This window comes from Haloarchaeobius amylolyticus, from assembly GCF_026616195.1.
Classification (GTDB): domain Archaea; phylum Halobacteriota; class Halobacteria; order Halobacteriales; family Natrialbaceae; genus Haloarchaeobius; species Haloarchaeobius amylolyticus.
Map to the genome: position 1 here is coordinate 98,155 of NZ_JANHDH010000001.1, position 26,144 is coordinate 124,298.

Annotated in this window: 29 protein-coding genes and 1 other RNA gene; 16 read left to right on the forward strand and 14 right to left on the reverse strand. The window is 68.9% G+C overall.

Annotated elements, in window-relative coordinates; genetic code table 11:
* Positions 1-7 precede the first annotated feature (7 nt).
* The 3 genes from NOV86_RS00505 to NOV86_RS00515 all read right to left on the reverse strand — a co-directional run bounded on the left by NOV86_RS00505 (position 8) and on the right by NOV86_RS00515 (position 3,008).
* On the reverse strand, positions 8-988 hold the full coding sequence (locus NOV86_RS00505; RefSeq protein WP_267639263.1) for a PLP-dependent cysteine synthase family protein: 981 nt from the start codon (positions 986-988) through the stop codon (positions 8-10).
* A 37-nt stretch (positions 989-1,025) separates the two neighbouring features.
* Positions 1,026-1,385 (reverse strand): DUF5798 family protein, encoded by a 360-nt coding sequence (locus NOV86_RS00510; protein ID WP_267639264.1) that lies wholly within the window; start codon positions 1,383-1,385, stop codon positions 1,026-1,028.
* Between the two features lie 72 nt (positions 1,386-1,457).
* Positions 1,458-3,008: an extracellular solute-binding protein gene (locus NOV86_RS00515; protein ID WP_267639265.1), complete on the reverse strand. Its 1,551-nt coding sequence runs from the start codon at positions 3,006-3,008 to the stop codon at positions 1,458-1,460.
* Positions 3,009-3,149: 141 nt separating this feature from the next.
* On the opposite strand from NOV86_RS00515, the gene NOV86_RS00520 reads away from it, so the two are divergent.
* Positions 3,150-3,572 (forward strand): DUF7548 family protein, encoded by a 423-nt coding sequence (locus NOV86_RS00520; protein WP_267639266.1) that lies wholly within the window; start codon positions 3,150-3,152, stop codon positions 3,570-3,572.
* 80 nt (positions 3,573-3,652) lie between these two features.
* An RNA gene (ffs, locus tag NOV86_RS00525) (signal recognition particle sRNA) lies at positions 3,653-3,964 on the forward strand.
* A 129-nt stretch (positions 3,965-4,093) separates the two neighbouring features.
* Here the strand turns inward: ffs and NOV86_RS00530 are convergent.
* The 3 genes from NOV86_RS00530 to NOV86_RS00540 all read right to left on the reverse strand — a co-directional run bounded on the left by NOV86_RS00530 (position 4,094) and on the right by NOV86_RS00540 (position 5,603).
* Positions 4,094-5,008: a mechanosensitive ion channel family protein gene (locus NOV86_RS00530; RefSeq protein WP_267639267.1), complete on the reverse strand. Its 915-nt coding sequence runs from the start codon at positions 5,006-5,008 to the stop codon at positions 4,094-4,096.
* The gene (locus NOV86_RS00535; RefSeq protein WP_267639268.1) at positions 5,008-5,253 is read right to left on the reverse strand and encodes a YhbY family RNA-binding protein; all 246 of its coding nucleotides are present in this window, start codon (positions 5,251-5,253) and stop codon (positions 5,008-5,010) included. Before NOV86_RS00535 ends, NOV86_RS00530 begins: the two co-directional genes overlap by 1 nt.
* A gap of 74 nt (positions 5,254-5,327) precedes the next feature.
* Positions 5,328-5,603 carry a ribonuclease P protein component 4 gene (locus tag NOV86_RS00540; RefSeq protein ID WP_267639269.1) on the reverse strand — a complete coding sequence of 92 codons (276 nt, stop codon included), beginning with the start codon at positions 5,601-5,603 and terminating at the stop codon, positions 5,328-5,330.
* Positions 5,604-5,707: 104 nt separating this feature from the next.
* Here NOV86_RS00540 and NOV86_RS00545 point away from each other — a divergent pair, with 104 nt between their 5' ends.
* Together NOV86_RS00545 and NOV86_RS00550 are read left to right on the forward strand one after the other, a co-directional pair.
* Positions 5,708-6,769, forward strand: a complete 1,062-nt coding sequence (locus NOV86_RS00545) for a glycosyltransferase family 4 protein (RefSeq protein WP_267639270.1) — start codon at positions 5,708-5,710, stop codon at positions 6,767-6,769.
* Positions 6,770-6,810: 41 nt separating this feature from the next.
* On the forward strand, positions 6,811-7,911 hold the full coding sequence (locus NOV86_RS00550) for a glycosyltransferase (RefSeq protein WP_267639271.1): 1,101 nt from the start codon (positions 6,811-6,813) through the stop codon (positions 7,909-7,911).
* On the opposite strand, the gene NOV86_RS00555 is transcribed toward NOV86_RS00550, so the two are convergent.
* Positions 7,893-8,144: a hypothetical protein gene (locus NOV86_RS00555; protein WP_267639272.1), complete on the reverse strand. Its 252-nt coding sequence runs from the start codon at positions 8,142-8,144 to the stop codon at positions 7,893-7,895. The two genes, NOV86_RS00550 and NOV86_RS00555, sit on opposite strands and share 19 nt — an antisense overlap.
* Positions 8,145-8,192: 48 nt before the next feature.
* On the reverse strand, positions 8,193-8,597 hold the full coding sequence (locus tag NOV86_RS00560; protein ID WP_267639273.1) for a hypothetical protein: 405 nt from the start codon (positions 8,595-8,597) through the stop codon (positions 8,193-8,195).
* A gap of 159 nt (positions 8,598-8,756) precedes the next feature.
* On the opposite strand from NOV86_RS00560, the gene NOV86_RS00565 reads away from it, so the two are divergent.
* On the forward strand, positions 8,757-9,308 hold the full coding sequence (locus NOV86_RS00565; protein WP_267639274.1) for a hypothetical protein: 552 nt from the start codon (positions 8,757-8,759) through the stop codon (positions 9,306-9,308).
* Here the strand turns inward: NOV86_RS00565 and NOV86_RS00570 are convergent.
* The gene (locus NOV86_RS00570) at positions 9,305-10,069 is read right to left on the reverse strand and encodes a DUF2797 domain-containing protein (RefSeq protein ID WP_267639275.1); all 765 of its coding nucleotides are present in this window, start codon (positions 10,067-10,069) and stop codon (positions 9,305-9,307) included. The two genes, NOV86_RS00565 and NOV86_RS00570, sit on opposite strands and share 4 nt — an antisense overlap.
* A 170-nt stretch (positions 10,070-10,239) precedes the next feature.
* On the opposite strand from NOV86_RS00570, the gene NOV86_RS00575 reads away from it, so the two are divergent.
* Positions 10,240-12,855, forward strand: a complete 2,616-nt coding sequence (locus tag NOV86_RS00575; protein ID WP_267639276.1) for an efflux RND transporter permease subunit — start codon at positions 10,240-10,242, stop codon at positions 12,853-12,855.
* Here the strand turns inward: NOV86_RS00575 and NOV86_RS00580 are convergent.
* Complete coding sequence (locus NOV86_RS00580; RefSeq protein ID WP_267639277.1) at positions 12,833-13,483, reverse strand: DUF8102 family protein; 651 nt, start codon at positions 13,481-13,483, stop codon at positions 12,833-12,835. The two genes, NOV86_RS00575 and NOV86_RS00580, sit on opposite strands and share 23 nt — an antisense overlap.
* 87 nt (positions 13,484-13,570) lie before the next feature.
* Here NOV86_RS00580 and NOV86_RS00585 point away from each other — a divergent pair, with 87 nt between their 5' ends.
* The 4 genes from NOV86_RS00585 (at position 13,571) to NOV86_RS00600 (ending at position 17,946) form a co-directional block, all read left to right on the forward strand.
* Entirely contained in the window at positions 13,571-13,906 is a 336-nt protein-coding gene (locus tag NOV86_RS00585) for a BsuPI-related putative proteinase inhibitor (protein WP_267639278.1), read from the forward strand.
* An 88-nt stretch (positions 13,907-13,994) separates the two neighbouring features.
* Entirely contained in the window at positions 13,995-15,176 is a 1,182-nt protein-coding gene (locus NOV86_RS00590; RefSeq protein WP_267639279.1) for a S8 family peptidase, read from the forward strand.
* A gap of 237 nt (positions 15,177-15,413) precedes the next feature.
* Positions 15,414-16,604, forward strand: coding sequence for a S8 family peptidase (locus NOV86_RS00595; RefSeq protein WP_267639280.1), 1,191 nt, complete (start codon positions 15,414-15,416; stop codon positions 16,602-16,604).
* A 112-nt stretch (positions 16,605-16,716) separates the two neighbouring features.
* A complete protein-coding gene (locus tag NOV86_RS00600) occupies positions 16,717-17,946 on the forward strand; it encodes a S8 family peptidase (RefSeq protein WP_267639281.1) in 1,230 nt (409 codons plus the stop codon).
* Positions 17,947-17,949: 3 nt separating this feature from the next.
* Here NOV86_RS00600 and NOV86_RS00605 read toward each other — a convergent pair whose 3' ends face one another.
* From NOV86_RS00605 to NOV86_RS00615, 3 genes are read right to left on the reverse strand one after another with little or no spacing between them, the layout of a single operon-like run.
* Positions 17,950-18,492 carry a GNAT family N-acetyltransferase gene (locus NOV86_RS00605; RefSeq protein WP_267639282.1) on the reverse strand — a complete coding sequence of 181 codons (543 nt, stop codon included), beginning with the start codon at positions 18,490-18,492 and terminating at the stop codon, positions 17,950-17,952.
* Between the two features lie 44 nt (positions 18,493-18,536).
* Positions 18,537-19,478 carry an NAD-dependent epimerase/dehydratase family protein gene (locus NOV86_RS00610; protein WP_267639283.1) on the reverse strand — a complete coding sequence of 314 codons (942 nt, stop codon included), beginning with the start codon at positions 19,476-19,478 and terminating at the stop codon, positions 18,537-18,539.
* A 45-nt stretch (positions 19,479-19,523) separates the two neighbouring features.
* Positions 19,524-20,567 (reverse strand): methyltransferase, encoded by a 1,044-nt coding sequence (locus tag NOV86_RS00615; RefSeq protein ID WP_267639284.1) that lies wholly within the window; start codon positions 20,565-20,567, stop codon positions 19,524-19,526.
* Between the two features lie 99 nt (positions 20,568-20,666).
* Here NOV86_RS00615 and NOV86_RS00620 point away from each other — a divergent pair, with 99 nt between their 5' ends.
* The 5 genes from NOV86_RS00620 to NOV86_RS00640 all read left to right on the forward strand — a co-directional run bounded on the left by NOV86_RS00620 (position 20,667) and on the right by NOV86_RS00640 (position 24,087).
* Positions 20,667-21,236, forward strand: coding sequence for a tRNA (cytidine(56)-2'-O)-methyltransferase (locus NOV86_RS00620; protein ID WP_267639285.1), 570 nt, complete (start codon positions 20,667-20,669; stop codon positions 21,234-21,236).
* 37 nt (positions 21,237-21,273) lie between these two features.
* Entirely contained in the window at positions 21,274-21,798 is a 525-nt protein-coding gene (locus NOV86_RS00625) for a transcription factor (protein ID WP_267639286.1), read from the forward strand.
* Positions 21,798-22,469: a DUF2110 family protein gene (locus NOV86_RS00630; protein WP_267639287.1), complete on the forward strand. Its 672-nt coding sequence runs from the start codon at positions 21,798-21,800 to the stop codon at positions 22,467-22,469. The genes NOV86_RS00625 and NOV86_RS00630 overlap by 1 nt, the downstream gene beginning before the upstream one ends.
* Before the next feature lie 4 nt (positions 22,470-22,473).
* On the forward strand, positions 22,474-23,298 hold the full coding sequence (locus NOV86_RS00635) for a DUF5803 family protein (RefSeq protein ID WP_267639288.1): 825 nt from the start codon (positions 22,474-22,476) through the stop codon (positions 23,296-23,298).
* Between the two features lie 84 nt (positions 23,299-23,382).
* Positions 23,383-24,087, forward strand: coding sequence for a competence/damage-inducible protein A (locus tag NOV86_RS00640; RefSeq protein WP_267639289.1), 705 nt, complete (start codon positions 23,383-23,385; stop codon positions 24,085-24,087).
* A 3-nt stretch (positions 24,088-24,090) separates the two neighbouring features.
* Here NOV86_RS00640 and NOV86_RS00645 read toward each other — a convergent pair whose 3' ends face one another.
* Entirely contained in the window at positions 24,091-24,621 is a 531-nt protein-coding gene (locus NOV86_RS00645) for an ester cyclase (protein WP_267639290.1), read from the reverse strand.
* 344 nt (positions 24,622-24,965) lie between these two features.
* Between NOV86_RS00645 and NOV86_RS00650 the strand changes: the two genes are divergently transcribed.
* Positions 24,966-26,042, forward strand: a complete 1,077-nt coding sequence (locus NOV86_RS00650) for an ATP-NAD kinase family protein (protein ID WP_267639291.1) — start codon at positions 24,966-24,968, stop codon at positions 26,040-26,042.
* Positions 26,043-26,144 lie beyond the last annotated feature (102 nt).

Here is a 26,144-nt window from a genome sequence, read left to right on the forward strand (position 1 = left end):
GGGCCGGTCAGCCCTCCCACTCCTCGTAGGACCGGTAGAGCCCCTTCGAGAGGTATCGCTCCGAGGAGTCGGGGAAGACGGTGACGACCGAGTCGTAGGGCGCATCTATCTCGCCGCTGGCGATGCGTTCGGCGACGCCGACGGCGGCGACGCTCGCGGCGGCTGCCGAGGACGCCACGAGGTGGCCCTCCTCGGCGGCGAGGCGCTGGACCTCCTCGTGGGCCGCCCGGTCCGAGACCTGGATGACGTCGTCGACGAGGTCGGGCTCGAACAGCTGGTTGGTCTCGATGTCGTGGGTGCCGATGCCCTCTATCTTGTAGGCGTCGGCCTCCGGGTGGTCGCCTTTGAACTCGCTGTAGAGCGAGCCCTCCGGTTCGACGGCGCCGACGTAGGTGTCGGGGTGTTGCTCGCGATGGTACTTCGCGATACCCATGAGCGTCCCGGCGGTGCCACAGCCGGCGACGACCGCCCCGACCTCCCCGTCGAGGGCGTCGTAGATCTCCGGGCCGGTGGTCGCGTAGTGGGCCTCCGTGTTGAGGGGGTTCTCGAACTGCTGGGGGACGACCGCGTTGTCGAGCTCCTCGGCGAGTTCGTGGGCGCGCTGGATGGCGCCGCCCATGTCGTCCTCGGTCGGCGTGTTGATGACCTCGGCGCCGAGGGCGCGCATGAGCTGTTGCTTCTCGAGTGAGAAGCGTTCGGGGACGACGAAGATGGCGTCGAGCCCGAGCTGGCCGGCGGCGACCGCCAGCCCGATGCCGGTGTTGCCGGCGGTCGGCTCGATGACGGTGCCGCCGGGGTCGAGCTGGCCGTCCTCGAGCATGCGTTCGAGCATGTACTTCCCGATGCGGTCTTTCACGCTGGCACCGGGGTTGAACGATTCGAGCTTCGCGTACACGGGGACCTCGTCGGGGGCGGTGTGCACTCGCACGAGCGGCGTCTCACCGACCGTCTCCAGCACCGAGTCCAGCGGTTCCTCGTGGGTCGTCATGTAGCGGGCAATTGTTGCCGCCGCCCGATAGGTGTTATTACTCGCTGCTGCTGGAGCCGACCGAGCCCTGGTCGCCGGTCGACGAACCCTGGTCTGTCGGCTGCTGCTCCGCCGCGGCTTGCGCGTCGGTCGCCTCGTCGCCCTTCGCTTCGGCCTCCGTGATGAGGCCGTCGGCGAGGAGTTCGTCCACGTCGATGCCCTCCTTCTCGGCGAGGGCTTCGAGGAGCATCCGGTGTTCGGCGAGTTCCGTCTCGAGGCCCTGCACGGTGTTCGACGTCTCGTCGACGTCCTGCTCTATCTGGGTGAGCCGTTCCCGGACGTCCTTGAGCTGGGCGTAGAGCTGTTCTGCACGTTCTGCGAGCGTCTGGAGTTTCTTCGCGGTCGAACCGAGTCCCATGCTGAGATAATCGACCCCCGGGATGTTGTGCGTTCCGCCTCGGAGACACGTGTTTCCCGGCCGAAGCACTGCTCACTCGTACTCGGACTCCAGCGTCTCGAGGTCGCTGGCGAGGGAGCCCATCGCCGCCGCCGGGTCCGAATCTCCCCGGAGTGCGGCGTGGACGCGCTCTGCGACCCGCTGGGATTCCGGGGGCCAGACCGGCGTCACGGGCCGCGGCATCGTGTTCTCGACGGCGTAGGCGAGTTGCGGGAGATACGGCCCGAGCCGGTTCGCGTCGGTCGGGAGCGACCCGTAGCGGCTCGTCTCCGGGGGGAGCCACCCCAGTTCGGTGAAGAGGAACCGTCGGACCTGCTCGCTCGCGAAGGCTTCCAGTACCGCGTACGCCTGCTCTTTGATGTTCGACGGGGCGTAGGGGTTCACCAGGAAGTGCCACCCGCCGAGGGCCGCGACCGACCCGCCGGTCCCCGGGTAGCGGGCCTCGGACCGCGGGACGCCCGCCGGCAGGGGCATGACGCCGAGGTCCTGCCCGAAGTGCTCCTCCTTCGCGTTGATCTCGATGGCGTACGGCCAGTTCTTGTGCATCACGACCTCGCCGGCGGTGAACGGTTCGCGCGACGGTTCCTCGCTGTACTGGATGACCTCGGGCGGGGCGATGTCCCCGGCGACCCGGTCGAGGGTGTGTGGCGCGTCGGTTCCGTGGACGAACGACCGGAGCAGCCGGATGGCGTCCAGTACCGGCTGTTCCTCGACGGTGATGGGGCGCTCCCCCACCGGCCCGAACAGGTGCTCCCGTGGCGAACCGAAGTACGCGCCGCCCAGCGACGACATGACCTCGTTGAAGGTACAGCACGGGAGCCCGATGTACTGCTTCGCCTGGAACGTGTAGCCCGTCTTGCCGGTCTGGGTCATGGTGTCCTTCGTGACCTGCGAGAACAGCTCCCAGTCGGGCGGGTCGGTGGCCCAGTTCGCGCCCTCGGGGTCGTAGCCTGCCTTCTCGACCAGGTCCTTCCGGTACTGGATGGTCGGCGCCTGCACGAACATCGGGAGCCCGTAGAGGTTCCCGGCTCCGTCGCTCACGGTCGCGAGCAGCTGGTCGACGGCCTCGCCCTCGACCCGCGAGGCGACCGGGTCGGCGAGCCGTTCCGAGAGGTTCGGGAAGGGGAACCGGCGGACGAACGGCATGGCCCAGCCCGAATCCATCATGAGGATGGTCGGCTCGGGTTCCTCGGCGTTCAGCAACTGCCGGTACCGGCTCTTTCGCGTGACGGTGGTCTGGGGCGGCTCGAGGACCTCTACCTCGACCTCGGCCGGCAGCCCTGCTGCGCGAAGTTCGTCCAGCAGTTCGGCGCTCGCCTCCGCCAGTCTGCTGTCCGCGGCGATGGTGACTTTCGTGGGCTGGTCCTCGTCGGTGCGCGTCTCCCGCGTCGTCGTGGTCGTCTCCGTCACCCCGAACGCGGACCGGTCGCCGTCGTCCCCGTCATCGTCGCCCGCGAGTTCGACCCCTGCGAGCGTCCCGAGTCCGAAGCCCACGCCCAGGCCGGCCGCGACCTGCAGGAGCGACCGTCTGTCGGCGAGCGCGCGAGACCGCCCGGACGCCCCGCGTTTCGAGTCGTCTCGCATCCTTTGGCGGTTGTACACGTGCGACACACTTCAAACCCGGAACCGAGGGCCGGACCCGGGACGAACTCGTGCCCGGGGCAGCCGCGCTGTTGCGCTGCTGCCTTCGCGGCGTTTATGTCCCGCCCGCAACGAGTCTCGGCCATGAACCGGTTCCGGACCCCGCCGACGGTCGGCATCGCCGCCGCCATCGCGTTCCTGGTCGCCGTCTTCGTCCCGTACGTCACCCTCTCCGAGACCGCCATCTCCGGGCTCGGGACGTACTACGGCGTCGGTGTCGTCGCCCCGACGTACCTCACACTGTTCGCGCTCGTCGCGGCCATCGTCTTCGCGGCCGGCCGCGAGGGCCGGACCGAACCGGACCTCGCCGCCGGCGTCACCCTCGTCCTCGGCGTCGTGATGGCCGCGCTGACGCTGTTCTGGGCGCTCGACGCGGGCGCCGTCGTCAGCAGCCTCGGCACCGAGGACTGGATGGAGTACCACCCGTGGGCCGTCTTCCTCTGTAGCACCCTCATCGCGCTCTGTAGCCTCTGGTACGCCCGTGTGCTCGGGCTGCTGTCGGCCTGAGTCTCGCCCGCGTCGGTCGATTTCTCGCCACCGTGGACGACCCGAGTCGAAAGGTCCTTAAGAGGCAAGCAGCTACGATGGGATGGACTAGGTCGGGCAGTTAGGCCCTGCTCGCTACCCGCGATATGGTCTTCAGCGGGGACCGAATCCTGAGGGCGTCCGGTCAGACCCGGACGGGCCTCGGGAGTCGACGTAGAAGCCTCGTCCGTCGGGGACGGCGGTCGACGGGGCCCATCCGCAGGGATGGTCCTCCGTCGTTGGTCGGCGGTAATGAGTCAGGCACGGAAGTGAGCAGCTCACCGTCGGACACCCGTCGCTCGATGGGTCGCGGGGTGGAGGAGACGACCGAGATTCCCCGTCCGGGAACGCCGGGCAATCTCAGGCGTCCACCATTCATACCGCATTCACGTTCGATAGCGGCGGCACCGTCGGTCGCTCTGCCGGTCGGCCAGACCGAGGAACGCCGTCGCTATCCGGTGATATCCACGATACCCGAGAGAGAAAGAGGACCGTCTCGCCCGTCAGTCGTCCGCGGTGGCGACCTGTGCGAGCTGTTCGACGTCCAGCGAGCCGCCGATGGTGCGGTTCGGGTAGGGGATGTCGATGCCCTCCTCGTCGAAGCGCTCCTTGACGGCCTGGACGTACTCGCCGCGCGTCCGGACGAAGTCGGCGCGGGACGGCTCCTCGATCCAGATGCGCGACTTGAGCCCGACCGAGGAGTCACCCAGCTCGGTGAGGCGGACGGTCGGCTCGGGGTCGTCCATGATGTCCTCGTGCTTCTCGGCCTCCTCGACGATGATCTCGGTCGCCTGGTCGATGTCGTCGTCGTAGCCGATGCCGAAGAGGAACTGCATGCGGAGCTGGTCCTTCGCGACGGGGTTCTTGATGACGCCGTTGGTCAGCTGCGAGTTCGGGACCGTCAGCAGCTCGTTGTCGAAGGTGCGGACCCGGGTGACCCGCAGGCTGATGTCCTCGACGATGCCGGAGTGGCCGTCCCACTCGATCCAGTCGCCGATGCGGAAGGGTTTGTCCGTGAAGATGAACACGCCAGCGACGAAGTTCGCGATGACGTCCTGCATCGCGAAACCGATGGCGAGCGTGGCTGCCGCGCCGATGGTCGCGATGGCGGTCAGGATGTTGCCGAAGCCGGCCGCCGCGAACGCGATACCGATGGCGGCGAAGAACAGCGCGAAGTTGGTGAGCTTGCGCAGCGGGACTCTGGCGTGCCTGTCGAGCCCTCGTCGGTCCATCAACCGCTCCACGACCGGCGTGACGAGGATGCGACCGATGGCGTAGATGGCGACGAACGCGACGACGAACAGCAGGATGTCCGCGACGACCTCCGCGTAGCTGGCCGGGACGCCGAGTTGCCAGAGCGTGCGCGCGAGCCCTGTGAGGCCCTCGCCGCTCGGCTGGAGGACGATTCCCCCGAACATCACCGGTACACCGCGGTGTTCCCGCGCACGTCGAAGAGGTCGGCGTTCGTGAGGTCCGCCAGCTCCTCGGCGAGCTCCTCCGTGGAGGTGCCGCCGCGGGCCGCCCGCAGGAACTTCACCTTCACGAGGTCGTTCCCCTGCAACTGGTCTTTCAACTCGTCGACGACCGCGTCGATTCCGCCCTTGCCGACCCAGACCGTCACGTCGAGTTCGTGGGCCTGTCGACGGAGCTCTTCGTTACTCATACCCCCGGCTTTCGGGGCCAACGGTTTCAATGTTTCACCAAACGACGGGCGTTGCCCCGTCGTGCGACCCGTCCTCAGCGGTACGGGTATCGCGTGTGGTGCCCGCAGTCGCAGGTGACGACGACGTGGCCGTCCTGCAGGCGGGTCCGGGCGTTCGTGCCCGGGAGAAGGTAGGCGTCGCAGGCATCGCAGGTGAAGCGCTTGAACCGGTAGGGGAGCCGGATGCGGTTCCGTTCGGCGATGCGTCTCGCGAGACGGACGTACTCGCGAGCCCGGTCGTACTCGCCGGCGCGGGTCGCCTCGCGGGCGAGGGCGTCCAGCCGGTCGATGCGCTCCTCCGCGATGGTCATCTGTCCGCACCTTTCCGTCGGACGGGAAAAGGGGTTCCGTTGTCGGGTCGGCCGGCACCGCGAGTCGCAAGCTATTTTTCTGTCGTCCGAGGACCGACACGACAGTGCGCGTCCTCAATCACCTCGAACTCGAGTCGCAGTTGGAGCGAAGCGGCATCGGTACGGCTGCCGACCAGCAGCGCGCGGCGCTGGCGAAGGCCGCCCCGGAGATAGACGTCGTCGAGTCGCCGTGGACCGACGGCTCCATCCCGGACGCCGCCTTCGCCCACCTCGCGTTCGACGAGGACCTCTTCGCCGACTACGACCTCGCCCACTGCAACATGATCGGGCCGACGTCGCTGGCGGTGGCCCGGCACGCGAAGCGCAACGACATCCCGCTCGTGTTGCACGCCCACGTGACGAAGGAGGACTTCCGTGGCTCCTTCCGGTTCTCGAACGCGGTCGCACCCGCCCTCGGCGCCTACCTGAAGCGGTTCTACTCGCAGGCCGACCTCGTGCTCTGTCCCTCCGAGTACACGAAGGGCGTCCTCGAGGACTATCCACTCGACGCCCCCATCGAGCCCATCTCGAACGGTATCGACCTCGACTCGATGGCCGGCCACGAACCCTTCCGCGACGAGACCCGCGAGGAGTACGACCTCGACGGGATGGTCGTCTTCGCGGTCGGCAGCGTCTTCGAGCGCAAGGGCCTGACGACCTTCTGCGAACTGGCGCAGGCGACCGACTACGACTTCGCCTGGTTCGGCACCTACGACGAGGGGCCACACGCCTCGAAGACCGTCCGACGGTGGACCCAGAACCCGCCCGAGAACCTCACCTTCACGGGCTGGGTCGACGACAAGCGCGCCGCCTTCGCCGCCGGCGACGTGTTCTGCTTCCCCTCGAAGGTCGAGAACCAGGGCCTCGTCGTGCTGGAGGCGATGGCCTGCGAGAAGGCGGTCGTCCTCCGGGACATCCCCGTCTTCCGCGAGTACTTCGAGGACGGTCACGACTGCCTGCTCTGTGAGACCAGCGCGGAGTTCGAGGCGGCGCTCGACCGCCTCGCCGAGGACCCGGACCTGCGACGGAGACTCGGCGAGAACGCTCGCGAGACCGCAGAGGAACACAGCCTCGAGACCGTGGGCGAGGAGCTGGCCGCGACGTACCGGGACCTCCTTTCCGAGTGAAGTCACGTCTTTTAAGTGTTCGTCGGGGTATTACGGCCATAATGACAGAACAGGTTGCGGCCTTTACCGATACCTATCTCCCCACGGTAAACGGCGTGACCTACACCATCAAGTCCTGGCGGGACCGGTGGAACCGCGAGGACGGGTGGATGGACGTGGTCTACCCCGACTCCGAGGGCCACTCTCCTGATGCCGGAGAGTACCCGGTCCGGTCGGTCCCCTTCCCGTTCTACGAGGGCTTCCGCGTCGGCGCCCCCCAGATCCCCGACGCGGTCGAGAACGCCGACGTCATCCACGCCCACACCGCGTTCGCGCTCGGCCTCGCCAGCCTGCGACTGGCCCGCGCCGAGGACAAACCGCTCGTCGCCTCCTACCACACGCCGACCGCCGAGTACGCCGAGTACATCTCCCCCTCCCAGACGCTCGCGGGCGGCCTCCAGAAGCTCAGCAAGCGCTACGAGCGCTGGTTCTACGACCGGGCCGACCTCGTCATCACGCCGTCGGAGCCGACCCGCCGACACCTCACCGATGTCGTCGGCGTCGACACCCCGGTCCGGGTCGTCTCGAACGGTATCGACATCGAGCAGTTCCGGCCCGTCGACCCGACCGACTTCCGGGACCGCTACGACCTCTCGGGGACGCTGGTCGGCTACACCGGCCGCCACGGCTACGAGAAGGAACTCGACCAGATCCTCGCCGCCGCCGAAGGGCTGGACGCGACCGTCGTCTTCGGTGGCGACGGCCCCGCCCGCTCGGACCTCGAACGCGAGGCGCGACGACGCGACGTCGACGCCCGGTTCCTCGGCTTCCTCGACCGCGAGGAGATGCCCGCCTTCTACTCCGCACTCGACGTGTTCACCTTCCCCTCGCCGGTCGAGACGCAGGGCCTCGTCGCGCTGGAGGCCAACGCCTGCGGGACCCCCGTCGTCGGCGTGAACGACGGTGCACTCGCCGAGACCGTCGACGACGGCGTCACCGGCTACCACTTCGAACGCGGCGACGTGACCGGCTTCCGGGAGGGTATCCAGCAGGCCCTCGCCGACCACGAGCGGCTCTCGGAGAACTGTCTGGCCCGTCGTGACCGCGTCAGCATCGACAACGCGGTCGACCGCCTCGCCTCGCTCTACGACAACGTGTCGTAAGGGTCGGGGCTGACCGACCACGTCCGTCTGAGCCCGTCGCAGACCGTCACGAGAAGCAGCGCCACGGCGATGACCGCGAGTCCCAGCCCGAGTCGCTCACTGGCCGGGGACGATTGGGCGACCCTGACGACCGTCCCGAGCAGCGCGACCGGGAGGAGCGACAGGGCGACTCTCGTATGCAGCGCTGGCAGGTCGTCGAGCACCGCGTAGAGCAGCACTGCCGAGAGTGACATGTCGGCACACAAGTTGTGCCGGACTGCGGCAAAAAAGTGGCGGTACGCTTACCGGTCCTCGAGCGCGTCGGCGATGCGCTTGAGGGCGCGGGTCTGGTCGCGCAGTTCGTCGCGGACCTGGCGGACCTCGCGGACGAGTTCCTCGTTGTCGGAGCCGGACTCCTGTTCACGACCCATGCCGCCGGGGCCGCCGGGGCCGCCACCCATCATGCCGCCCATCATCTGGGCGAAGGGGTTGCCACCGCCCATGCCGCCGGGGCCACCGGGGCCGCCCTGACCGCCCGGGCCGCCGCCCATCATCTCTTCCATGCGCTCGCGTCGGTCCTCGTCGGACTCCTCCTCGCGGCGCTGTCGGATCTCCTCGACGCGCTCGCGGAACGACTTGGACTCGCCGTCGTCCTCGCTGGCTTCTCCGCCCTGGGCCTCTTCGCTGTGGTCTTCGTCGTCTGCCATACCCTCGGGTTCCATCTCCGGACCGAAAAGGGTTTTTCTCGCGCGTTGTCCGGACGGTTCGGACGAGCAACGGCCGGGAATCCGAGGCGCTCTCGGATTCGTTCCGGGTATCGCCCCGGTCGCCCACGTTTTTCCGCCGGGTCCGACTAGGGGCGGGCGATGGTCGCGTTCTACCTCCTCGCTCGTCTCGCTATCGTCGTCGGGTTCTATCTCCTCCGGCTGATACCCATCGCCGGGCACTGGGCGGCCCGGTCGTACGACGAACGGCTGTTCGGCCCGGTGGAGGACCGCCTCTCGGTGGTCGACGTCGCGGCGACCCGCGAGGACGGGTCCGTCACGGTCGACCTCACGGTCGAGAACGCCACGTGGCTGGACCTCTCGGTGGCGGGCTGTAACCTCCAGTTGCGCCGGGGCGAGGACGGGCGGACCCTCTCGGCGGTGACGTGGCCGCCGGCGTTCGACCACCAGCCGTCGGGGCTCTCGACCGAGGTCGTCCCCGGCGAGGGCGAGGGGACCGTCGAGGTGTCCGGGCCGGCACCCCCCGGTGAGAAGAGTGCCGAAGCGGAGGAGGGCGGGGGCGAAGCGGACAGGGAGTCGACGCTGGCCGTCGACGGGAGCCTGCTCCTCGAACCGTCGTTCTCGGTCGGCGACCAGACATTCACCGTGGGGCAGCGCGAGTTCGCGGTCGACACCGGCGAGGTCGCGGTCTAGACGAACGCGCCGAGGCTGGACTGCAGGTCCCGGTCGGTCGCCGTCTCCTCGACGCCGTGGCCGACGAGGTCGCGCATGTCGACGCCGTAGGTCGTCCCGCCGGTCTCCAGGACGACGACCCGGCCCTGTACCCCGACGACGGTCCCCGAGAGGAGCGTCTCCGGGATGGGGTTCGCCGCGAGGTCGAGGCCGTAGTCGAACGAGAACGTCTCGATGGGGTCGAACTCCCCGAGCAGGCGCTCCCAGGCCACCTCGTCGACCTGCTCGGCCAGGCCGGCGATCTTCGTCGGGACCCGGACCCGGTCGGGGAGAGGGACCTCGCGGGCGTGTTCGGCCTCCAGCTGGCGGGCGATGCGCCCGTCCGAGACGGTGTGGACGTGGGCCGCCCGGTCGGCGCCCTGCTCGCGGAGGCGGGTCTCCAGCCGCCAGGACCGGGTGACGCCCACCTTGAACGTGTCCGGGGCGAACGCCGCGAGGTAGACCGCGTGTTCCTCCTCGCAGGTGTCGAGCGGTTTGTCGCAGCCCCCGGTACAGCGCGCACACGGCCAGCGGCTCTGGTGCTGGTAACAGTACGGCGCGTCGGCCCGGTCGCAGGCCCGGTGTTCCCCGTCGGCGAGGGCACCCGCACACCACCGGTCGCCGAGGGTGTACGCCAGTTCGGTCCCGGGGTCGAGGGGCTGGCGCGTCGGCTCGCCGTCCGCGGCGAACACGAGCGCCGGCAAGCGCGACTCGCGCTCGGTCTCGTACCCCACTATCTGCACACGCCGGGGTAGTGCGGACCGGGGTAAAGTCGTGTCGCTCGCCAAATCATAATCCGTTTCGGATTATACACTAACCTGTTTATCATAACGGTTTTCTATCCATCCGTGGAACCCCGGACCATGATACCGCACCGACCGTCGTCCGGCCCGCCCGGGTGGGTGGTCTCGCCGTGAACGCGGACCGCATCGCCGAGGCCATCGTCGCCCACAGCAAGGTCGTCATCGTCCTGCTGTTCGTGGCGACGCTCGTCGTCGGGAGCGCCGCCTCGCAGGTCGACCAGTCGACCTCGACCGACAGTTTCCAGACCGAGACGGAGGCCGCGGACAAGCTCGACTACGTCCGCGAGAACTTCCGGACGGAGGGCCAGAACCGGACCACGGTCCAGGTGGTCGTCCGGGGCGACAACGTCCTCTCGAAGGACTCGTTGCTCGCGACCCTGCGCTTCCAGCAGACACTGCGTGAGAACGAGACGGTCGACGGGACGCTCGCCGAGGCGCCGGCGGTCGTCGACGTCTCCAACGCGGTCGCCATCGCGGCCATCCAGCGCGAACGCGCCGGGAGTGACGGCGGCGGAGCAGCCGGCGGTTCGGCAGGTGGCGGTGACGGCCAACCCGCCGCGCCGCCGACCCTCGACGAGCAGATATCCGCCGTCGAGTCCCTGAACGAGTCCGAGGTCGACGCACTGGTCGGGCGGGTGCTCGGCCCCGACTCGTCGGGACGCACCCCCGGCGGTGACGCCCTGACGCTCATGCCGGTCGACTACGAGCCCGGGTCGACCACCGCCGACGCCCGCGTCCTGCTGGTCTTCCAGTCGGTCCCGGCCGACACCAGCGGCACCGACCTGCCCGAGGACGTCGCCGCGGGCCAGCTCGCGGTGCAGGACATCGCCGCCGAGGACCTCGGCGAGGAGTCGTTCGTCTTCGGCGTCGGCATCGTCGACGACGAGACGGGCCGGTCCATCGGGGACAGTTTCACCATCATCGGGCCGCTCGCGCTCCTCCTCGTCATCGTCACGCTGGTCATCGCGTACCGCGACCTCGTCGACATCGTCCTCAGCACCCTCGGTATCGGGCTCGTGCTGGTCTGGATGCAGGGGTTCATGGGCTGGATGGGCATCGACTTCTCGACGACGCTCATCGCGGTCCCCATCCTGCTCATCGGGCTGGCCATCGACTACGCCATCCACGTGTTCATGCGCCACCGCGAGGCCCGGGAGGCCGACCCCGACGCCTCGGTCGGCGCGACGATGAAGCGCGCCCTGGCCGGGGTCGGCGTCGCGCTGGTCTGGGTGACCGTGACGACCTCCATCGGGTTCCTCTCGAACCTCTCCAGTCCCCTCCCGCCGCTCCAGAACTTCGGGCTGGCGAGCGCCGCGGGTATCGTCGCCTCCCTCCTCGTCTTCGGGGCGCTCATCCCCGCGCTCAAGGTGGAGGTCGACGGCCTGCTCGAACGGTTCGGCGTCGACCGGCGCAAGAAGCCCTTCGGCGGCGAGGGCCGCGGCGTCGGCAGGCTGCTCGCGGTCGGGAGCATCGGCGCGAAGCGCGCCCCGGTCGCGGTGCTGCTCGTCGCGCTGCTCGTCAGCGCCGGCGGGGCCTACGGCGCGACCCAGGTCGACACCAGTTTCGACCGGAGCGACTTCCTCACCGAGGAGCCGCCGGACTGGATGAAAGAGTTACCAGAACCGTTCGCGCCCGGCGAGTACAACATCCGGCAGAACGCCGAGTACCTCAACGGGAAGTTCCTCCAGCAGGACCAGTCCTCGCAGGCGGAGTTGCTCGTCCAGGGGTCGGTCGCGGCCCCGGACACGCTCGAACGCGTCCAGCAGGTCCGCGACCGGGCGAGCGAGAGCGAGACGGTCATCACGCTCGCCGACGGCGAGCCCCGCATCCTCGGGCCCATCTCGACCATCCAGCGCGTCGCGGCCCAGAACGATTCCTTCGCGTCCACGGTCGCCGAGGCCGACACCGACGGCGACGGCGTGCCGGACCAGAACCTCGAGGCGGTGTACGACCGGCTCTACGCGGTCGCTCCCGACGACGCTCGTCGGGTCGTGGCCCGCGAGGACGGCGAGTACGTCGCGTTGCGCATGCAGGTCGCCATCCAGGGCGGCTCACCGGTCCCGCAGGTCCGCGACGAGATGCAGGCCGCGGTCGAACCGGCACAGGGCAACGGCCTGACCGCCACCGCGACCGGCCAGCCCGTCCTCACCGCCATCATCCAGGACGGCCTGCTGGAGACGGTCGTCGTCACGCTGGTCGTCACGGTACTGGCGGTCCTCGCGGTCCTCGTGGTCGGCTACCGGCTGTTCGCCGGGTACGGCTCGCTCGGGGCGGTCACGCTCGTCCCGGTCGTGCTCTCGCTCTCGTGGGTGCTCGGGGCGATGTGGCTGCTGAAGATCCCCTTCAACGCCCAGACCGCACTCATCACCAGCCTCGGTATCGGCCTCGGCGTCGACTACAGCATCCACATGTCCGAGCGTTTCACCGACGAACTCGACCGGACCGGCAGCGTCGACCGGGCGGTCTCGGCGACCGTCGGCGGGACCGGCGGCGCGCTGCTCGGGAGTGCGGTGACCACCGCGTCCGGGTTCTCCGTGCTCGCGCTCGCCATCGTGCCGTCGCTCCAGCGCTTCGGCATCGTCATCGGCCTCGCCATCGTGTTCGCGTTCGTCGGCGCGGTGCTGGTGTTCCCGAGCCTGCTGGTGCTCTGGGGACGGCTGGTACCGGAGGACGCTGCGCAGGACCGACCGGAGACGACCGACGCTACTGTGCGACCCGAATCCTGACGAGGTCGTCGTCCAGCCACTCGGGGTCGCTCCCGAGGAAGGCCCCGACGCGCTGGACGTACTCCTCGTCGTCCATCCCGAGGGTCCCCTTCGACATGTCGAGGGTCACCGCGTCGAGGCGGTCGAGGACCGCGTCGTCGCCGGCCATCACGGACATGAACTCGTCCGGGGCGACGGCCTCGCCGGCCTCCAGGCGGGCCGCGACCGAGTCCAGTTCCTCCCGGCGCTCGACCGTCACGTCGAGGTCCACGTCCACGTCGACGGTCGCGCCGAGGCCCTCGGCGGCGTAGGCCTCTTCGGCACGGGTGATCGCCGGGCCGAGGACGTGTTCGAAGTCCATCCCGGACTCCTTGAGGCCCATGTAGGTGAACGCCAGCATCCCCGTGAGGCCGTACTCGAAGGCGGGGTCGTCGAGCCCCTTCTCGAATATCTGGCGGCGGTCCTTGCGTTCCAGGGTCCGGATGAGCAGGTAGAAGTCGACGATGCTGTTGGTCACCCGCTTCCGGATGCGGGCCTCGGCGTTGCGTTTCGACTGCTCGTGAGCCATCTCGGTCATCCCGAGCAGGTACTCGCGGTCCGCCGGCGACAGCATCCCGCGCGGCCGGTCCGGCTCGAACTCCATCTCCATCGTTGGGTTCCGGGTATGCCGACGGCGGGTTTAGATGTGCCGACTGTACGGAAAAGGCCTATAGTACCACCACCAGTACCCCGGCGTATGTCACTCACGGGCACACTCGACGCGACGGCGACAGACGACGGCGTCACCTTCACGTTCACCGTCGAGAACACCGGCACCGACCCCGTCGAGCTCCAGTTCTCCGACGGGCAGACCCACGACGTGATCGTCCTCGAGGACGAGGACACCGAGGTCTGGACCTGGAGCGAGGGCCGCATGTTCATGCAGATGCTGCAACAGGAGACGGTCGCCCCCGGCGACCACGTCACCTACGAGTGCGCCTGGGAGGACCCGGCCCCCGGGTCCTACGTCGCCGAGGCGTTCCTCTCGGCCTCGAACGCCGACTGCGAGGCGTCGGCCCAGTTCAGCGTCTGAGGCTGCGTCCCCTCCTTCTCGCCGCGTTCAGTGGGCCGGCGGTGGTCAATCCCTAGTTTAATTACCAATGGCCATTACCAGAGCTAGTATGGTGCCAGACAACACCAACCACACGCGACGCCAGCTACTGAAGACGACCTCCGGTGCCCTCGCCGGGGCGGGGCTGACAGGACTCGCGAGTGCAGCCCCGACCGACACGGTGGAGGTCAACGTCGGCGTGAGCGGTCGCCGCGGCCGGGCCGACGTCCGCCAGCAGGCCGACGAGGTCGTCCGCGAGTTCGCGTTCGACGCCATGACCATCCGGGTCGCCAAGCAGGCACTGGACGGGCTCCGGAAGAACCCCGACGTCCGGTACGTCGAGGAGAACGGCGAGATGCACGCCATCGCCCAGACCGAACCCTGGGGCGTCGACCGGGTCGACGCGGACGTGGCACACGCGAACGGCGAAACCGGAAGCGGTGCAGACATCGCCATCATCGACACCGGCATCGACTCGGACCACCCCGACCTGCAGGCCAACCTCGGGGAGGGCTACGCGGTCACCGGCTGCGGTGACGGCGGCTTCGCCTGTTTCTTCTCCGGGAACAGCAACGACTGCTACGAACCGTGGGACGACGACAACGACCACGGGACCCACTGTGCCGGCATCGCCGGGGCGGACGACAACACCGAGGACGTGGTCGGCGTCACCACCGAGGCGACACTCCACGCCGTCAAGGTCCTCGACTGTGCCGGCTCCGGGTCGTACTCCGACATCGCGGCCGGCATCGAGTACGTCGCCGACCAGGGCTGGGACGTCGCCAGCATGAGCCTCGGCGGGTCGAGTTCCCAGACCGTCAAGGACGCCTGCCAGTACGCGGCCGACGCGGGCGTGTTGCTCGTCGCGGCCGCCGGCAACGACGGGTCCTGTACCGACTGCGTCGGCTATCCTGCGGCCTACGACACGGTCATCGCGGTCTCCTCGACGAACCAGAACGACGAACTCTCCAGTTTCTCCAGCCAGGGCCCCGAGGTCGAGATCGCCGCGCCCGGCTCCGACATCACCTCGACGGTCCCCGGCGGGACCGCCACCTTCTCGGGCACCTCGATGGCCTGCCCACACGTCGCCGGCGCGGGCGGCCACCTGATGGCCAGCGGCCAGAGCGCGTCGGAGGCCCGCAGTACCCTCGGCTCGACCGCCGAGGACATCGGCCTCGCCGAGAACGAGTCCGGGAACGGCCTGCTGGACGTGGCCGCGTCGCTCGGGCTCGATTCGAGCGACGACACCTGAACCGCCCCCACAGACGCTTCCCCTCCCGTCGTTCCCGCCGCCGGACGTGGTCACCGTCCCGCCGAGAGTCGGCACGGTCGCGCGGGAAGGAGGCCGTTCGTCTCTGCAACCTCCGTGTGCAACAGTACCAGCCAACCGTTCAAATGCACCAGAGAGGCGTCTGGACCCCGGTTCTTTGGTATCCGGCCGAAACAGACGAAAGAGTTAAATAACCAACGCTGATTACCGTTGGCTTGCATGTCTGATAAAGACAGCCAACCGTCACGGCGTACCATGCTGCAAGCGACCACCGGGGCACTCGCGAGTGCCGGACTCGTGGGTCTCGGTGCGGCCGAGCCGACAGACAAGGTAGAGGTCAACGTCGGCTTCGACGGCCCGAGCGGTCGCAGTGCCGCATTCAGCGCGGCCGACGACGTGGTCAGGGAGTTCAACTTCGACGCGGCCACCATCCGGCTCTCGAAGAAGTCCGCGGAGGCGCTGGAGCGGAACCCGAACATCCGCTACGTCGAGAAGAACGGGACGATGCACGCCCTCGGGCAGACGCTCCCGTGGGGCGTCGACCGCACCGACGGTGAGGTCGCCCACGCCAACGGCGAGACGGGCGCGGGCGCCGACATCGCCATCCTCGACACGGGCATCGACTCGGACCACCCCGACCTGCAGGCCAACCTCGGCGCGGGCAAGTCCTACGTCGCCTGCAGTACCAAGGGCGGCTGCCGCTTCGGCGCGAAGCCGGCAGACAACACGTGTTACGAGTCCTGGGACGACGACAACGACCACGGGACACACTGTGCCGGCATCGCCGACGCCGTCAACAACACCGAGGGCGTCGTCGGCGTCTCCACCGAGGCGACACTGCACGCCGTCAAGGTCCTCGACAAGTGTGGTTCCGGCTCGTTCTCCGACATCGCGGCCGGCGTCGAGTACGTCGCCGACCAGGGCTGGGACGTCGGGAGCATGAGCCTCGGCGGCTCCTCCGGCTCCTCGACGCTGCGGGACGCCTGCCAGTACGCCGTGAACAAGGGCGTGTTCCTCGTCGCCGCAGCCGGGAACGACGGCCCCTGTTCTGACTGTGTGGGCTACCCGGCGGCCTACCCCGAGGTCGTCGCCGTCTCCTCGACGGCCTCCGACGACACCCTGTCGGACTTCTCCTCGACCGGCCCCGAGGTCGAGATCGCCGCACCCGGGACGGACATCTACTCCTCCATCGCGTCCAACGGCAGCTACGACACCTACTCGGGCACCTCGATGGCCTGCCCGCACGTCGCTGGCGCCGCCGGTCAGCTGATGGCGAACGGTTACACCAACTCCGAGGCCCGCGACCAGCTGACCTCGACGGCGGAGAACATCGGCCTCGCCAGCAACGAGTCCGGGGCCGGCCTGCTCGACGTGGCCGCCTCGCTCGGCCTCGACTCCTCGGATAACTAACTGCTTCTGGTCCCCCGCTTCACCGACGTGTCGGTGTGCTAACCGCTCAGCGGCGTCTACAGCCTCAGAAATCCGAAGATTTAATCACCAACGGTGAGTGGTAATTGTTGTCATGGCACGAGATGGCAAGCACGTCTCGAGGCGGCGATTGCTCAAGACCACAGGGGGCACACTCACGGCGGCGGCACTCGCGGGTGTCTCGCAGGCGGCGGGCGACACCGTCGAGGTGAACGTCGGCTTCGACGGCCCAGGCGGACGACGCGCGGCCGAGCGCGCCGCGTCGTCGGTCGTCCGGCGCTTCACCTTCGACGCGATGACCATCGAGGTATCCCCGAACGCGGTGAAGGGCCTGCGCAAGAACCCGAACGTCCGGTACGTCGAGCGCAACGGCCTCATGCACGCCATCCCGACGCGGCCCGGGACGCGGGCGCCGCCGGGGAGCTGTAGCCCGTGGCCGGACTGCAAGGACGGCGGCGGTGGCGGCGACACGAGCCAGACGCTCCCGTGGGGCGTCGACCGCGTCGACGCCGAGGTCGCCCACGCCAACGGCGAGACGGGCAACGGGGCCGACGTCGCCATCATCGACACCGGAATCGACTCCGACCACCCGGACCTGGAGGCCAACCTCGGGGCGGGCAAGGCGTTCGTGAGCTGTCGCGGCGGGGGCTGTAACACGAGCTGGGACGACGACAACGACCACGGCACGCACTGCGCCGGCATCGCCGACGCGGACGACAACTCCCAGGGTGTCGTCGGCGTCTCCACCGAGGCCACGCTCCACGCGGTCAAGGTCCTCGACAAGAACGGCTCCGGGAGCTTCTCGGACGTGGCAGCCGGCATCGAGTACACGGCAGACCAGGGCTGGGACGTCGGCAGCCTGAGCCTCGGCGCGTCCTCGGGCTCCCAGACGGTCAAGGACGCCTGCGAGTACGCCTACGGCAAGGGCGTGTTGCTGGTCGCCGCGGCCGGGAACTCCGGCCCCTGCTCGGACTGCGTCGGCTACCCGGCCGCGTACTCCGAGGTCATCGCGGTGTCGTCGACGACCGCCTCGGACGGGCTCTCGTCGTTCTCCTCGACCGGCCCCGAGGTCGAACTCGCCGCACCCGGCTCGGACATCTACTCCACGATACCGGGCGGCTACGACACGTTCTCGGGCACCTCGATGGCCTGCCCACACGTCTCCGGCGCCGGCGCGCAACTGATGGCGAACGGGAGTTCGAACACGAACGCCCGGTCGACGCTGAAGAACTCGGCGGAGGACATCGGCCTGTCCGACAACGAGTCCGGTGCCGGCCTGCTCGACGTCGCAGCCGCGCTCAACCTCGACTCGTCGAACAACTGAGCCTCAACCGTCCCGCCGTGCGCGCCACTCGCGCGCAAGCAGCCCGTAGTAGTGCACGTCGTGGTGCTCGCCGTTGGCGAATCGCTCCTCGCGACGGCGGCCCTCGTGGGTGAACCCGAGTTTCTCCAGCAGCGCCTGCGACGGCTCGTTGAAGTCGAAGGAGTACGCGCCGACCTTGTGCAGGCCGAGCTGGTCGAACGCGTAGTCGAGCACGAGCGAACACGCCTCGGTCGCGTACCCCTTGCCCTGCTCGTCGGGGGCGATGTGGACGCCGGCGTCGGCGGTGTCGTGGGGGCGCTGGATGCGCTTCAGCGTGACCATACCGACGTACTCGCCGTCGATACAGGCGAGCAGGGCCATCGTGTCGTCCTCGCGGAGCCACTCCAGGAAGCCCTCGGTGTCGGGCTCGTCGAAGGGTTCCGGCGGGCCGCCGGCGAAGACGCGAAGCTCGGGGTCGTTGCGCAGTCGCTGGAGGTGGGGCAGGTCCTCGTCCTCGACGGTGCGGAGTTCGATGCGGTCGCCGCGTGTGAACACGGGGCCGGGCATACGCCGGCCGACTCGACGAGCGACCAAGAAGACTGGGGCGTGCGTTACTCGTACTCGGCGCGCAGTTCCGAGAGGAGCTGCCTGGTCGCCTGCCGGACCGCCTCGTCGCTGGACTGGGTCGGTTCCCAGCCGAGCGCGGAGAGCTTCTCGATGGAGAGGCGCATCTTCGGCACGTCGCCGGTCCAGCCGCGGTCGCCGCCGGTGTACTCGTACTCGGGGTCGACGCCCATCTCGTCGGCGACGATGTCGGCGATGGTGTTGACCGAGGTGGTGGTCCGGGTGCCGAGGTTGTAGACGTTGTAGTCCTTCTCGGCGTTCTCGACCACGTGGCACATCGCGTCGATGCACTCCTCGACGTGCAGGTAGGACTTCTCCTGCAGGCCGTTGCCGAGGATCGTCAGCGTCTCGGGGTCTTCCAGAAGCTTCTCGATGAAGTCCGGGACGACGTTCCCGCGCTGGTTCGGGCCGACGATGTTGGCGAAGCGGTACACCCACGCCTGGATGCCGTAGGAGTGGGCGTACGTCGAGATGATGCCCTCGTCGGCGAGCTTCGAGGAGCCGTAGATGGAGATGGGTTCGAGCGGGGCGAAGTCCTCGGGGGTCGGCATCGGGGCCTCGCCGTAGACCGTCGAGGAGGAGGTGAAGGCGAGCCTGTCACAGCCGACCTCGTCCATGCGTTCGAGGACGTTGTAGGTCATCTCGCCGTTCTCCTCGAACAGGGTGCGGTCGTCGTCGTAGTTCGTGTCGGTGTAGGCCGCGAAGTGGAACACGATGTCGGTGTCCTCGGTGAGGACCCGGGCCACGTCGTCCGGGTCGCACATGTCGGCCTGCTCGAACGCGACCGTGTCGGGGACTCGCTCCCGGGTGCCCTTCGAGAGGTCGTCTGCGACGAGGACGTCGTTGTCCTCGGCGAGGCGTGCCGCGAGGTGCGAGCCGACGAGTCCCGCGCCGCCGGTGACGAGGACCCGCTTGTCGGAGAGCTGCATGTGGCAACGGTCGCCACCGCCGAGTAAGTGCGTTCTGGTCCCGGCCTACCCCGGCAGCGTTCCCGTGACGAGCGTCACGCCGGGTGCGCGCCGGAGGTCGATTCGTTCAACGTCGGCGAAGCCGGCGTCGCGCAACCACGCCTCGACCTGCTCGAACCGGTAGACGCGCCCGCCGAGGAGGACCCGGTACGTGAACCCGATGAAGTCGTTCATCGCCCGGGCCGTCGCGATGGGACCGGCCCCCTCGAACTGGTCCATGACGACGAGGGTGCCGCCGGGGTCCATCGCGTCGGCGGCGCGCTCGAAGAGCCGCCGGTTCTCGTCGGGCGTGAACCCGTGGACGACGTTGAACGCGAATCCGAGGTCGTAGCCCGACCCGATGTCGTCGGCCAGGAGGTCGCCGCCGATAGTGTGGAGCCTGTCCGAGAGCCCGGCCGCGGCCGCGTTCTCCCGGGCCACGTCGAGGGCGACTGGGGAGTCCACGACCGTCGCCTCGAGGTCCGGGTTCGCCTGGCACGCGCCGATGCTGTACCGGCCGTGTCCCCCGCCGAGGTCGACCAGGTGGGACCGCCCCGTCACGTCGACGTTGTCGAGGGTGGGGTCGAGTGCGAGCTTCGCGACCGCCTCGAAGCCGCGCTGGGCGGTCGGCCAGCGGTCGGGGTGGTCGTCGAGCCACTCGTACACCGACTGGTCGGGTTCGCCGGTCCGGAGGACCGTGGCGGCGTTGGCGTCCCAGAACGGGTAGACCACGCTGTCCCAGAAGGTGAACCAGTCGACCAGGCCGGGGTCGCCGACCATCCAGCGGTCGCTCAGGTCCGAGAGCGCGTAGGTGTCGCCGTCGCGGGTGAGATACCCGGCGCGGGCGAGGAACCGACAGAGCATGGCCAGTGAGTCCTCGTCGGCGTCGAGGCGACCGGCGAGGGCGCCCGCGGTGGCCGGTCCCTCGGCGAGCGCGTCGAACACGCCGAACTCGGCCGCGAGCGCGACCGACTTCACGGTACCCCCGCCGAGCAGGTCGTAGATGGCACCGGGCGCACGGTTCGCCCGGAGGATGTAGAGGCGTTCGAGGAGGTTGGGGACGTGTGGCATCGGTCGTGGTTCGTCGGCTGACATGAAGAAACTGGTGTCGGGTGTCCGTGGCTGCGACGAAGCGAAACCCCCTAACGGGTGCTCCCAGTACCGACAGCCATGCAAGGCGAACCCGAGGTCGCCGTGGTCCGGCTGGCACACCGCCCGGGCCGTGACGACCGGATGACGACGCACGTCGGGCTGACGGCGCGCGCCCTCGGTGCCGACCGGGTCATCTACCCGGACAACGCCGACCAGTCGCGCCAGACCGTCGCGGACATCACCGGCCGGTTCGGCGGCCCCTTCGACGTCGACCTCGTCGAGTCCACGAAGGCCGTGGTCCGGAACTGGGACGGCAGCGTCGCCCACCTCACGATGTACGGCGAGCGCGTCCAGGACGTCGAGGCCGAGATCCGCGCCGCCCGCGACGGGGCCGACGAGCCACTGCTCGTGGTCGTCGGCTCCGAGAAGGTCCCATTCGACATCTACGAGGAAGCGGACTGGAACGTCGCCGTGACCAACCAGCCCCACTCCGAGGTCGCCGGCCTCGCGGTCTTCCTCGACCGGCTGTTCGAGGGGCGCGAACTCGACCGCGAGTGGCCCGGCGCCGAGAGCCGCGTCGTCCCGCAGTCGACCGGGAAGAAGGTCGTGCCGGCGGACCGAGAAGACGGCAAGCCTCCCGACGAGTAACAAGATTTAACCCGTTTACGGCCCCCACTTCACCATAATGGCTTTTGAGGGACTGCTGGAAGACCCCGTCATCCAAAAATATCTCCACGAACTGGTCGGCCCGAAGGGTATGCCGGTCGCCGCTGCACCCCCGGACGGCGAGGTCACCGACGAGGAACTCGCCGAGGAACTCGACCTCGAACTCAACGACGTCCGCCGGGCGCTGTTCATCCTCTACGAGAACGACCTGGCGACGTACCGCCGGGTCCGCGACGAGGACTCCGGCTGGCTCACGTACCTCTGGACGTTCCAGTACGAGAACATCCCGGAGAATCTGGAAGAGGAGATGTATCGACTGCTCGACGCCCTGGAGGAACGGAACGGCTACGAACGCGACCACGAGTTCTACCTCTGTGAGGTCTGTTCCATCCGGTTCGAGTTCGGCGAGGCGATGGACTTCGGCTTCGAGTGCCCCGAGTGTGGGTCGCCCCTGGAGTCGATGGACAACCAGCGCCTCGTGCAGGCGATGGAGGACCGCATCGACGCCCTGCGCGACGAACTGAACGTGGAAACCAACGCATAATGGTCGTACTCGCGACCAAAGTGTACGTCGAGGGCGACGCCCGCGAACGTGCCATGGACGGCCTCCGGTCGCTCGTGGACAACGCGGTCGGCGACCTCGACGTGACCTACGACATCGGCCTTCGCAACGACGAGTTCCCCTCCGTGACCCTCTCCGGCGACGACGCGGTCGCCGCCCGGAACGTCCTCCGCGAGGAGTGGGGCGAGATCGTCCCCGACCTGGAGGCGGGCGAGACCTACGTCGGCACCCTCACGCGCTGGGACGACGACGGGTTCGTCCTCGACGCCGGCCAGGCGGTCCGCATCCCGAGCGACCAGCTCGGCCTCGGCCCCGGCACGCCCGAACAGGTCCGCGACCGCCTCGGCCTGGTCCAGCACCTCCCCATGGAGTTCGTCTACGGCGGCGACGAGCCCTCCCGGCTCTCCGACGACGAGCGCGACCGGCTGTTCGACTGGACCCGCGGCACCGGCCGCGTCAACGTCAACAGCGCCACCCGCGGCGAGGTCCGCGCGACGGTCAACCGCGCCGGCCACGCCCAGGACATCGTGACGGTCGAACGCCTCGGGCTGCTCGAGCAGTCCATCATCTGCCGCGAGGAGACCGACGCGCCCGGCCTCCTCGCCAGCATCGGGAGCTACCTGCCCGCCGAACTCAAGGCCGTCGTCCCGTAGGACCATGAACCGACGACTGCTGCTCGGCGCTGGCCTGCTGGTGCTCCTCGTCGCGAGCGCCGGCTGTACCAGTATCTTCGGCGGCGGCATCTCCGACGAACAGCTCGACAGCAACGCCACCTACGCCTGGGACGAGGTGCCCAGCTGGGACGACTCGGGCGAGACACCCGAACCGGTCGAGACCGACGAGACGACCGACGTGTACGTCAACGTGACCGGCGGGCAGTACCACGCCGTCTACCACCTCGACAACGTCTCGAAGAAGGACTTCGAGGTGTGGACCCGCGGGCTCTCCAACGAGAACCCGGTCGACATCTCGGCGGTCCGGTACCGCTACCCCAACGGGACGACGGTGAAGGGCTCCGAGCTCGAGGTGTACAAGACCAACTACAAGACCCACGTCGTGCTGCCCAAGAGCGAGGGCGGGACGACCAACGGGACCCTCGCGTTCACCGCGCCCGCCGAGCCGAAGAACTTCCGACTCATCAACTACATGGAGGGCTCCTACGAGGTCGCGCTCCCGAAGGGGATGCGGACCTCGTTCTTCCTGTTCGGGCAGGTCGTGCCCTCGGCCGACGACCGCTCCATCCAGGACGGCCGACTCCACCTCGAGTGGGAGGAGGTCAGCGGCAACATCACGGTGAAGTACTACCTGGAGCGTGACTTCTACCTCTTCACCGGCGCCGTCGGCATCCTCGGGCTGGTCGCCATCGGCGGGCTGGCGTACTACTGGTACCGCATCAAGTCCCTCGCCGAGTTGCGCGAGGAACTCGGCATGAACGTCGACGTGAGCGACGACGGCGACGGGCCACCCCCCGGCATGGGCTAGCCCAGTCCCGCAGACAGCAGGCCGGAACCCGACAGGCCGGCCGCGAGGGATGCCGTTTTCACCGTCCGCATCGAACGACGAGCCATGCAGGCAGCCGTCGTGACCGTCGGAGACGAACTCCTCAGTGGCGACACCGAGAACACCAACGCGACGTGGCTCTGTCGCGAGTTGACCGACCGCGGGGTCGACGTCCAGCGCGTCTTCACCATCCCGGACGACGTCGGCGACATCGCCCAGGTCGTCAACGAGAGCCGCGCGAAGTACGACGCCGTCCTCGTGACCGGCGGCCTCGGGCCGACCCACGACGACCTGACGATGGAGGGCGTCGCGGCCGCCTTCGGCCGGGACGTCGAGCAGAACGAGGAGGCGGCCCGGTGGCTGACCGAGCACGGCGGCTACGCCGCGGGCGACCTCGTCGCCGGGACGACCCACCTCCCGGTGGGGGTGCGGGTGCTGCACAACGAGGCGGGCGTCGCCCCCGGCTGCGTCCTCGAGAGCGTCTACGTCTTCCCGGGCGTCCCGACCGAGATGAAGGCGATGTTCGCGAAGGTGGCCGACGAGTTCGACGGCGAGGTCCAGCACGTCGAGTTCGTCCACGCGGGCGAGCCCGAGTCGAAACTCGTCGACCGGTTCGCCGAACTGCGCGAGCGCTTCGACGACGTGCAGGTCGGGAGCTACCCGGGCGAGCACGTCCGGGTGAAGCTCTCCGGGCCGGACGCGTCGGTCGTCGCAGACGCGGCGGACTGGCTCCGCGAGCGCGTCGACCCACCCGAAGAAGCGTCCGACTGAGCGTCAGTCGCCGCTGCGGAGGAACCCCTCGCGGATGTTCTTCCCGAGTGCCCGGAACAGGTCCCGCGGGCTGCGGTCCCCGAGCCCGAGCTGGTCACCGACGCCGAGGGCGTCCTCCAGCCGCCAGACCTCGGCGATCTTCCCCTTCGCCAGCCGGAACCGGAACACGGTCGGCACCTGGAAGAGGCGGCCGGTCGGCGCGTAGGGTCCGCGACCGGGGACCGGCAGCATCCCGGCGTGACGGCCCCGGACGGTACAGTACGCGATGGCCTCGTCGCCGTCGACCACGAGCGAGTCGATGGTCGCGGCACAGTCGGCGAAAATCTCGTGCTGTCGTTCGACGTGGCGTTGCAGGGCGCGCCGGCCGGTCACGCCGGTCCCCCAGCAGTCGAGGTGGAGGACGACGTCGGGCGCGAACAGGTCGTCTATCGCGTCGATATCACCGCCGACGAACACGTCCTCGATGGCTCGCCGGACCCGTATCTTCGTCGCGACGTGCTCCGAGCGCTCCCCCACGCGTAGCTCTGTTGCCATGCGGTCGGTACGTGACCGAGGAGAATAGCGGTGTCGTCGGGTCAGTTCGTGTAGATGTGATAGAGCCAGCCCGCCGTGATGAGCAGGCTCGCGACCAGTACCACCCAACCGGTGCCTTCGAAGGGGACGTGTTCCGCCAGTAGGACGTTCATATCGGGGGCGTACCGACTGCGGTGGCTTAAGCGTTCACATCCAGCGTGGGGGCGACGGGCAGGACGGGTCGCCGGCGAGGTGCCGACCACGCCGACGCGACAACCGCCCATCGGTTGAATGTCGGGGAACTGGCGGCCGACGAGGACGCCGGGAAGCGGGTCCTTTTTCCACCGCAGGGCGTAAGCGCGAGTATGCGAATCGGGGTCGTCGTCAACCCAATCGCCGGCATGGGTGGCCGGGTCGGCCTGAAGGGCACCGACGGGAAGGTCGAGGAGGCACGCGCACGCGGCGCCGAGCAGCGCGCACCGGGCCGGGCGGTCGAGGCGCTCGCTGCGCTCCGTGACGCCGCCAGCGACCTGACCGTCCTGACCGCGGCGGGCGAACTGGGCGAAGCCGAGTGCGCCGAGGCCGGCCTCGACGCCGAGGTCGTGTACACGCCCGCGGGCGAGGGCGCCGACGCGGAGACGACCGCCGAGGACACCAGGACCGCCGTGGCCGCATTCCTCGACCACGGCGTCGACCTCGTACTGTTCGTGGGCGGCGACGGGACCGCCGTCGACGTGGCCGAGACGATCACCGACGCCGACAGCGACGTGCCGATGCTCGGCGTCCCGGCCGGCGTGAAGATCTACTCCTCGGTCTTCGGAGTCACGCCGCGGGACGCCGGGCGCATCGCCGCGTCGTTCGACCGCGTCGCCGAGCGCGAGGTCAACGACATCGACGAGGACGCCTACCGCGGCGGCGAGGTCCACACCGAGTTGAAGGCCGTGGTCCGGGTCCCCGTCGCCGACGCGGTCCAATCCTCGAAGCAGGTCGGCGGCGGCACCGTCGAGTCGCTGGCAGCCGGCTTCGCCGCCGAGGTCGACCCCGACGTGACCTACGTGCTGGGGCCGGGCAGCACGGTCGGCGCCATCAAGCGCGAACTCGGCTTCGAGCCCTCGCCCCTCGGGGTGGACGTGTGGCGCGACGGCGAGGTCGTGGTTCGCGACGCGACCGAGTCCGAGATACTCGCCGCGCTCGGCGACCGGAACGAGGTCGTCGTCTCCCCCATCGGCGGCCAGGGGTTCATCTTCGGCCGGGGCAACCACCAGATCTCGCCCGCGGTCATCCGGCGCTCGACCGTGACCGTGGTCGCCTCGCGCGAGAAGCTCGACGACGTGGGCGTGCTCCGCGTCGACACCGACGACGACGAGGTCGACGAATCGTTGCAGGGCTGGCAGAAGGTCCGGGTCGGTCGGTACGAGCATCGCCTGCTGAAGGTCGTCTAGAGCCGTCTCGCCGGAGTCCCGGGTCTGTTCTGCTCGCGTGTCGGTGTGGCACCGTCACGAGAAATGATAAGACAACCAAGTATTATCTCATGGTGCGAGATA